Genomic DNA, 8,792 nt, shown 5'->3' with positions numbered 1-8,792 from the left:
TTTTGGAACAGCTTCTTCAGCAAATCCTGGTGAATTAGTTATGGAATTTAGCTAATCCTGTGGCTAGTTTATTTCGCTTTATCACACAGACTCAGCTCGTATTTGCGCATTGTTGCAAGCTCTCGAGGCAAATGAATGTCTGGAGCCTCCCAATTTAGCCATTCACCGGTTAATACTCCGTCGTAACCTTCTTCCATTAGAATACGGACAACCGGCACATGGTCGATCTCGCCGTGGCCGATCGGCATAAAGGTCAGCTTGCTGAGATCCAGCAGACCGTCATGGATGTGGACATGGCGAAGCCAGGGCTTCAGCAGCAGATAAGCCTCCTCCATGGAGGAGCCGCCGCCGCGCAACGTATGCATGACATCCCAAACGACACCGACCGCCGGATGATCGACCGCCGCCATGACGGCTGCCATCTCGGAAGGAGACGACCAATCGTCGTGCGTCTCGACGACAAGCGTGATGCCTGCGGCGGAAGCAACGGACGCTAATTGTTGCAATGCGGCAACGATGCGCTCGCGGGCAGCTTCGCGAGGAAGTCCTTGCGGAATAATTCCGCAGAACACGCGCAGAAAAGGCGCTTCTAGCTCCTTGGCAAGCCCAATATAAGCAGTTGTCAGTTCGACATTAGCCTGTACCGTTGTCGGATCGGAGTAGTGGCAAGAGACGCTCAGGCAGTGCAAACTAATTCCGCTGGCGGAGAAAGCCTCTCGAATATCCGCCGCCGACTTTTGATCCAAGCCCAGCTCGATGCCATGAGCGTGCCGAGCTCCGCTGCGAATCTCCAGAGCGTAGTAGCCGTATTCTTGCGCCATTGCAAGCATCGAACGTAGATCCCGATTCGGACAGGAGAAGCTCGTGAATGCATACTTCATGCGTGCTTGCCCCCTTGCTGGGCGAATGATACCGGTGCCCCCGAACGGGCAGAAACGTACAAGTTATCCATGATGGTTTGCAGCTTGAGTGCTTCGGACAAGCCTGTTGCCGGCTCGGTATCGTTCAGAATTGAACGGGTAAAGTCAAACAAAGCTCCTTTATCGATCCACGATGAATCCTCCGTGCCTTCCCATACCACCGAACTTTCCACGCCGTTCTCCGCATGCAAGGTGGATGCCATAATAACCTTCTCGGACGGCCACGTCATATGAAGCGAGAGACTGCCTTCGCTTCCAATGATTTGCCAAGTCCGTTCTTGGGGGGCGCCCATAAATTCACCGCGCTCATAGGTAAGAACAATGTCATTCGCGCATTGAATATAAGCGGTCCCATACGTTTCGGAGTCGGCGCCTGCTGGGAAATAATCCGAAATGGACGGAGCAAGTCCCCAGGTGCGGGCAATGATCCATTCCGGCTGCAGCGTCCAACCGGTTAGGCCAAGCAGATAATCAAAGTCGTAGCTGCCCCAATTGGCAACAATTCCTCCGCCGTTAATGGAGGTCTGGAGACGCCAAGCAGGAGGCGAATTGTCGGGTCGCCCAGCCGCCGGTTCGTTCACTCTGCACCGTAAAAGACGAAGTTTCCCCAATCGTCCTTCGGCGATCCAGCGGCGAGCGGCTTCCGCATGCTCCAGGAAGCGGAAACGCGAAGAGCAGAACCCGACTTTGGGACCGCCTGCGCTAGCGGAGACCAGTTGTTCAATCTCGGATAGGTTCATCGCGAGCGGTTTCTCCAGCAAGGTATGCTTGCCGGCCGCAATTGACTTTAATGCCAGGCCAGTCCGAATATTCGTAGGCACGGCAAGTACGACGGCATCGATGGAGGGATCGCCGAATATCGCTTCCGCGCTGTCATAATACCGTTCTGCTCCGAACTGTTCCGCCGCCAATTTCGCGACTTCCGGAGAGGCGTCGGCGACCGCCGCCAGTTCTACCCAATCGGCTTCTATTGCCGCCTTGATATGATTTTTGCCGATATAGCCGCAACCTACGATGCCGATTCTTACTTTTGATTTATTCATTTGTGTTCCTCCTTGTTATTGGATTGATTTGCTTCGAGGTATAACGATGATTCCAAAGAAGCCCGCCGAGAATGCCGCACATGCCGAGCAATACGCTAAGCGTCAATTCCTCGCCGAGCCAAATGACCGACAGCAGAACGCCTACCAGGGGTTGCAAATAAATAAGCGGCATGACGCGTTCCATGGTCATGCGCGACAAGGCCCAGGCATACAGAAGGTAGGCCAGTCCCGTCGAAGCAAGACCTAAGTAGCCCATAGCGAGCCAATCCTCCCGTGTAGAGAAGGCTGGAGGCAACAATCGTCCCTCCGTCAAGACGAATAATGCCAGCAATAAGGCTAAGCCGGCAGACATGCCGTGAACGTTGACCGCAAGCGCCGACAATCCTCGCTTGTAGCGTTTGGTCAAGACGGTAAAGGCGGAGAAGGACAGCAAGGCCAGAAGGGCCATCACATCGCCGCCGAAGCTGGCTCCGGCGCCATTCGAAGCGGAGGAGAACAGCGATGGCGCAATCATGATGACTATACCGGCAAGCGAGAGCGTCGCGGGCATGAAGGAGCGGTTGTCTCCCTGTCCACCCGACATTCGATCCAGCAGCATGGTGCAGATTGGCGCCAAGGACAGAATGAGCACCAGATGGCTGGACAGGGTCGTCCTGGCCGCTTCGAAGAACAACCAAATCATGATCCCGTAACCCAGCATGCCACCAAGCCAAATGGGAACATGCCGCTTCGACAGAGGCCAAGCCGGGCTTGACGGAGCGACTTCCGTTGTTCCGACAACGCGCCGCCAAGCGGCCGACGCTGCCAGAGCAACAATTAATAAGGCCAGCCCGAGTCCAACGCGCCACGTGGCAAGTCCGAGCGCCGTGCCTGCATCGCCCATGCCGCGTCCTACCGAAGCGGCGGAGCCCCAGAATACGACAACCAACAACATGGCGGCGTAAGGCATAACATCATCTCCATTTCTAGACCGACTGGAACCCAGGGCCTGGCGTGACGGGCACGCCAAGAGGATTCCGTCGACCGGCGTATTCGAGAATAGCATAACAGACGAACTATGGTTCTTTGTTGTTCGAAACTGTCACTATCTTGTGTTTGTCAAACCGTGCAAATTCGATGGAAATATCAATTCTGCCGCAAGACATAAATCCGATAGAATGACAATTGTTTGTTATGTCCTAATCAGCGGATGCTTCTTATAATTCAGTTACGTCGGCGCTTCATACCGGCAGTTCTCCGGAAAAGGATTCATATCGAGAAGGAGGTACCGCAAACGATGATCAGCTTTAGAAGCATCCGCAAAGAGATTACGGAACAGCGTTCGCCTGCTTCAACGTTCCCATTCGGTTCCTCGGGAAACCTCCAAACGCTAAGGGAAGAGCTGAAGTCGCAGCCGCATTTGGTTTCGCTGATACGGGAAATCCAAGCTTTTGCCCATTTTGCCAGAACAACCGATGTACCCGCTCTAACATTTGCCCGTTTTCAGGCTTTTGACGCTCAAGGAACCAGACAGGAGTATGAGGAGCCTTATTTCGAACGAAGAGGCAGGCTGCTCGCGCTTACGCTGGACGTCTTGTTGGAAGATACGCCAGGAAATAAGGAAGCGCTGGAGGATTTGATTTGGGAAATCTGTAACGAGTACACCTGGTGTTTGCCCGCATGTCTTCCGCATGGCTTTGCTGCCGCTACGAATGACAGGCTTCAACCGGAGAGCCAGGTTGATCTATTCGCCGCGGAAACGTCCCATGCTTTGGCGGAAACCTTGTTTCTGGTCGGCGACAGATTGAATCCCTGGATTAGCTATCGCATTCGTGCCGAAGTAGAGCGGCGCGTATTCATGCCTCTGTTTCACGATCCCATCCATTTCGGCTGGGAATCGCGAACGAATAATTGGTCGGCGGTCTGCGGAGGCGCCGTAGGCATGGCTGTACTTCTCTTGGAAGACGACAAAGAACGAGTAGCCGGGATGATGGAGAGGGTCATTCGCAGTCTGGAGTGTTTCCTTGAAGGATTCGGGGAAGACGGGGGCTGCGCTGAAGGGGTGAGCTACTGGTTTTACGGCTTCGGGTATTATGTCTATTTCGCCGACATGCTCTTCCATTATACGGACGGAGGGCTGGATCTGCTGAGCGGAGACAAGATTCGGGCGATCGCTTCGTTCCCTGCAGCAGTAACGTTATCCGGCGGAGTAGCCATCAATTATTCAGACGTTGGGAAGGTTACGATGCATTCTGGCTTGCTAAGCATGCTGGCAAACCGCTTGGATGTGAATGTGCCAGAATTTCGGGAAGTGCCTTCATTTAAGGCAGACGGCTGTTACAGATGGGTGCATGTGGTTCGCAATCTGCTTTGGACTCAGGCCAATCGGTTCAACAAGCCGCTGCCTGACGAAGGGCTCTTGCTGAAGGACTTATCCATTGCCGTTGATCGAAGAAGGACCGGGGAAACTTTGTTTGCTTTCTCAGCGAAGGGGGGGCACAACGACGAACCCCACAATCACAATGACCTGGGACACTTCATTCTGCATATCGGAGGTGAAAATTTGTTGGCCGATCCTGGGGCGGGATTGTATACGAAGGAATATTTCGGACAGGGGCGTTATGAATGGATTCATAATGCCGCATCAGGACATTCAGTCCCGATTATTAATGAGAAATTGCAGCAACACGGCAGTGTATTTCAAGCAAGAACGATGCATTGGGACAATCATGATCAAGGAACCCGTTTCAGTCTAGATTTGACACACGCTTATAATGATCCCTCTATTCTAAGCTTCCAACGGGATTTTCAATGGAATTGGCATCCGGAAGCAGGCGGAGCGCATGCATCCTTATTGTTGACGGACAGCGTTGCATTCACCGGAATTCCCGTCGGATTCATGGAACAGTTCGTCAGCATGCACGAACCGAAGCAAGTCAAAGGGGAATGGATTTGGCGTGGAAATAACGGATTCGTGTCGCTGCAATACGACAACGATCACTATGAAGCTGTCCTCGATACCCAAGAAACCGTGGATTTTGAAGGCGAAAATCAAACTATTTTCATCCTGAAATTGAAAGCGATTAAACGGGAGGCGTTAATAAGGGGGAAATTCCTGTTCTCTTGCTTCGGGTTATCTCATATGGCGTAAATCCGCTAAAACGCAGCAATAACGCAAGATTGCGCCATGACGAATTTTTGAACGAAACAAGAAAACGTTATCATCACATGATTTTGGCGGTTGTGCCCATAAGAGAAGGCCGCTACGATTGGCACAAGCAAGTCACCAGCTGTACCACTGAGGATGGAACAAGGAGGATAGGACCGAGATGAAAACATCGTTATTCAAAAGTTACGCGGCGCATAAATACTTTTTTATCATGCTGCTCCCCGTGCTCGTTTATTACGCCATTTTCCACTATGCTCCCATGTACGGCGTCGTCATCGCCTTTCAAGACTATCAATTCCTGAAGGGAATCGGCGGTAGTCCATGGGTAGGGTTTGATAATTTTAAGGAATTATTCGGAGGTTTATATTTCGGGCAAGTGTTAAAGAACACCTTAATCATCAATTTCTACAAGCTGTTGTTCGGATTCGCGGCACCCATTCTATTGGCAGTCTTCATTAATGAAGTATCACTCAAGTGGTTCAAAAAATCGGTGCAAACGATTAGCTACTTGCCGCACTTCTTATCCTGGGTTGTGCTCTCCGGCATGGTAATTGAAATTCTGTCTCCGAGCCGCGGCCCTGTCAACATGCTGTTGTCCTTATTCGGAATGGAACCTGTCTTCTTCATCTCCGAGCCAGACTGGTTCCGCACCATTCTGGTCAGCACCGACATATGGCGCAGCGTCGGATTCTCATCCATTATTTATTTGGCCGCGATAGCGGGCATCAATCAGGAGCTTTACGAGGCCTCCGAGGTTGACGGCATAAGCCGCATTCAAAAGATTTGGTATATTACGATTCCGTCGATTGCTCCTGTAATCGTTATCATGTTGATTTTGAATTCGGGTTCCATCATTAACGACGACTTCGAGCAAGTGTTTAACCTGTTGAACGCTAAAGTCATGGAGGTAGGCGACGTGCTGTCCACCTACACGTACTCGGAAGGGTTGCTCAAAATGAATTACAGCTACGCTGCAGCGGTCGGACTGTTCAAAAACGTTGTTGCTCTCGTGCTGGTGCTCTCAGCCAATTATATAGCCAGCAAAATATCCGACGACACCATCTTCTAACTTAAGAAAGGGGTAATCCGATTGAAACCTAAACGTTCGGCATCGGACAAAGCCTTCCTGGCCGTCGTCTATGCCACGCTTGGATTGTTATCCATCACGACGTTAGTACCATTGTTGCAGGCTGGAACGATCTCGCTCAGTCCTCCCGAGGTGGTTAATCGGTACGGTTTTCACCTGTTTCCCACAAAGCTTGATTTCAGCGGTTACGAAAGGGTTTTTAATTATAGCGTCATTTGGACGTCTTACGGAAACACGATCGTTCGAACGCTGTTAGGCACGGTCATAACGCTTATTCTTACTTTCCTGGGAGCCTATCCGCTCTCCAAACGATCGCTGCCGAATCGCAAGTTGTGGACTGGCGTTATCGTACTAACGATGTTTTTCTCCGGAGGATTGATTCCTTCTTACTTGTTAATCAAAAATATTGGCTTAATGAATTCCGTATGGGCGCTTGTTCTGCCTGGTGCGGTCAGCGCGTTCATGCTGCTAATTGTAAGAAACTTCATCGCTGCGCTTCCGGAAAGCCTGGAGGAATCCGCCAAGATTGACGGAGCGAACGAAATTGTCGTTTTATTCCGGATTGTGCTCCCGCTGTCCTTGCCGATCATCGCAACAGTCGGGTTGTATTCCGGAGTCGGACATTGGAACGCTTGGTTTGACAGCATGATTTACATCCAAGACGAGAGCAAGCAAGTGCTGCAGATGATCTTGCGCAGAATATTGCTGGAAGGTCAAGATGTCGCTTCCGAATCGGGCTCCGGCTCGCATGCGGCAGTCGTCAATTCCGAAACGGTGAAGATGGCAGCGCTTATTGTATCTATACTGCCCATTCTGCTCGTCTATCCGTTCTTGCAAAAATACTTTGTTAAAGGAACGCTGATGGGGTCTGTCAAAGGTTGACTCTTGATCCGCGGATCAGGTTAACATAAAATTTTAATTAACGGAGGGATTAGCGGCATGAGAAAATCGATGAAAAGAATTGCCGGGTCTACACTGACGCTTGCGCTCGGAGTGGGTTTGCTGGCAGGCTGCAGCGGCGGGAACAACGGAAACGAACCGGGGGAAACTCAAGCGGGTACAGCAACGAATGGAAACGGAGCAACGGAGCCTATAACTTTAGACTGGCTTGGTTATGATTCCTATGGGCAGCCCGATCCTAACTCTGCTGTCGTTAAGGCGGTTGAAGAGAAATTTAACGCCAAGTTCGATTTCTGGTACATCGATTCGCAGAAGTGGGAAGACAATCTCAATGTCCGATTAGCCGCTGGAGAAATGCCGGACGTGCTGAAAATTACGAACCGGCAAAACTTGCCGAAATATGTGACGCAAGGCATCATTGAACCTATTCCTATGGAAAAAATAGAAGAATTTGCACCGACCTATCTGAAATTCCTCAATGATAATTACCCGGAGGTATGGGATGGCGTCAAATATGATGGACAAATTTACGCAATTCCAATGACGAACTTGAACGGTACTTATCCCACTGTCGTCATTTGGCGTCAAGATTGGCTGGCCAATGTAGGGATAACGAAAACGCCTGAAACGATCCAGGAATACGAAGAGGCGTTCACCAAATTCCGAAACGACGATCCGGATAAAGACGGGAAAAAAGATACGTATGGTCTATCCGACTTCGCGCTGCCGAATATTCTTGGCGCCTACGGATATCCTGGAATCAGCGACTTTAAGGGCGCGGCCAAAGGCGATGCGGCAAAGACCATTCAATTTACAATGAAAGACGATAACGTCGTCATTGCGTCTATTCAGCCGGAAATGAAGGAAGCGCTTGCAACGCTGCAGAAGTGGTATAAAGCCGGACTCATCGATCCCGAGTTCATTACATCCGAGAACACAACGGGATATTGGGCCGATTCGCAAGCCTTCTACAACAGCAAGATTGGCATTACGGGCATGTCGATGTATTACCATTGGCGTAATGAATTAAATCCCGATATTGCGGACGATGCAGGCGGCGGGCAGTTCAAAGCATTTAAGGAAACGAATCCCGAAGGGAATGCCGTATTCGGCGTCCCGGCTGTCGGGCCGAGCGGAAACTCCGGAACGCCAATGTGGGATACGGCCAGCCATCCGATCGCAATTACAAGCGAAGCCATGAAAAATCCGCAGAAGCTTGAACTGCTCTTGAAGATGATCGAGGCTGCTTGTACGGATTACGAATATTACCTGATGTTAACGAATGGCGTCAAGGATGTGGACTGGAAGCTCGACGGCGACAAATTCATTAACCTCACTTCCTCGGACACGCTAGCGGAAGCCAATGTGAAAGGCAAAAATGTGCTTAATGCAAAGGTTTCCTTCGATCCATTCATTAAACAGCGGGATACGTTCGACTTTGCCTTCGCCGACGAACACGCTAAGACAACAGGATATAAATCGGTATATGTTCCTAACGTGGAAGCGTTCAGCAAATATTCGAACACGTTGAACAAGTTGACGGTGGATGCCTACTTCAAAATTATTGCCGGCGAAGAACCGGTTGAATACTTCGACGAATACGTGGAGGCATTCCGCAAGAACGGCGGAGACGAACTGGAAAAAGCGGCTAACGAAGCTTATAAACAAATGGTTGGCGAATAATCCTTAGATAA

Annotated in this window: 7 protein-coding genes; 4 read left to right on the top strand and 3 right to left on the bottom strand. The window is 50.7% G+C overall.

Annotated features, from left to right (window positions below):
- Positions 1-68 precede the first annotated feature (68 nt).
- Genes KJW29_RS22120 through KJW29_RS22110 form a run of 3 tightly spaced genes read right to left on the bottom strand, consistent with a single transcriptional unit; the run spans position 69 to position 2,912 of the window.
- Positions 69-881, bottom strand: coding sequence for a sugar phosphate isomerase/epimerase family protein (locus KJW29_RS22120; RefSeq protein WP_214626222.1), 813 nt, complete (start codon positions 879-881; stop codon positions 69-71).
- On the bottom strand, positions 878-1,963 hold the full coding sequence (locus tag KJW29_RS22115; RefSeq protein ID WP_214626221.1) for a Gfo/Idh/MocA family protein: 1,086 nt from the start codon (positions 1,961-1,963) through the stop codon (positions 878-880). The genes KJW29_RS22120 and KJW29_RS22115 overlap by 4 nt, the downstream gene beginning before the upstream one ends.
- On the bottom strand, positions 1,956-2,912 hold the full coding sequence (locus tag KJW29_RS22110) for a DMT family transporter (protein ID WP_214626220.1): 957 nt from the start codon (positions 2,910-2,912) through the stop codon (positions 1,956-1,958). The genes KJW29_RS22115 and KJW29_RS22110 overlap by 8 nt, the downstream gene beginning before the upstream one ends.
- 327 nt (positions 2,913-3,239) lie before the next feature.
- Here KJW29_RS22110 and KJW29_RS22105 point away from each other — a divergent pair, with 327 nt between their 5' ends.
- From KJW29_RS22105 to KJW29_RS22090, 4 genes are all read left to right on the top strand, one after another.
- Positions 3,240-5,093, top strand: coding sequence for a heparinase II/III family protein (locus tag KJW29_RS22105; protein ID WP_214626219.1), 1,854 nt, complete (start codon positions 3,240-3,242; stop codon positions 5,091-5,093).
- A gap of 178 nt (positions 5,094-5,271) precedes the next feature.
- Complete coding sequence (locus tag KJW29_RS22100; RefSeq protein WP_214626218.1) at positions 5,272-6,180, top strand: ABC transporter permease; 909 nt, start codon at positions 5,272-5,274, stop codon at positions 6,178-6,180.
- A 21-nt stretch (positions 6,181-6,201) separates the two neighbouring features.
- A complete protein-coding gene (locus tag KJW29_RS22095) occupies positions 6,202-7,080 on the top strand; it encodes a carbohydrate ABC transporter permease (protein ID WP_214626217.1) in 879 nt (292 codons plus the stop codon).
- A 57-nt stretch (positions 7,081-7,137) separates the two neighbouring features.
- A complete protein-coding gene (locus KJW29_RS22090; RefSeq protein WP_214626216.1) occupies positions 7,138-8,781 on the top strand; it encodes a type 2 periplasmic-binding domain-containing protein in 1,644 nt (547 codons plus the stop codon).
- The last annotated feature ends 11 nt before the right edge of the window (positions 8,782-8,792 follow it).

Origin of the sequence: Paenibacillus agaridevorans, from assembly GCF_018604145.1 — a bacterium.
Classification (GTDB): Bacteria; Bacillota; Bacilli; order Paenibacillales; family Paenibacillaceae; genus Pristimantibacillus; species Pristimantibacillus agaridevorans.
This window is presented reverse-complemented; position numbering and strand designations above follow the sequence as displayed.

What these genes read in the sequence shown, in the direction of transcription:
- KJW29_RS22105 (WP_214626219.1), top strand. Translation starts at nt 3,240, where the DNA reads ATGATCAGCTTTAGAAGCATCCGCAAAGAGATTACGGAACAGCGTTCG.
- KJW29_RS22100 (WP_214626218.1), top strand. Translation starts at nt 5,272, where the DNA reads ATGAAAACATCGTTATTCAAAAGTTACGCGGCGCATAAATACTTTTTT.
- KJW29_RS22110 (WP_214626220.1), bottom strand. Translation starts at nt 2,912, where the DNA reads ATGCCTTACGCCGCCATGTTGTTGGTTGTCGTATTCTGGGGCTCCGCC.
- KJW29_RS22115 (WP_214626221.1), bottom strand. Translation starts at nt 1,963, where the DNA reads ATGAATAAATCAAAAGTAAGAATCGGCATCGTAGGTTGCGGCTATATC.
- KJW29_RS22120 (WP_214626222.1), bottom strand. Translation starts at nt 881, where the DNA reads ATGAAGTATGCATTCACGAGCTTCTCCTGTCCGAATCGGGATCTACGT.
- KJW29_RS22090 (WP_214626216.1), top strand. Translation starts at nt 7,138, where the DNA reads ATGAGAAAATCGATGAAAAGAATTGCCGGGTCTACACTGACGCTTGCG.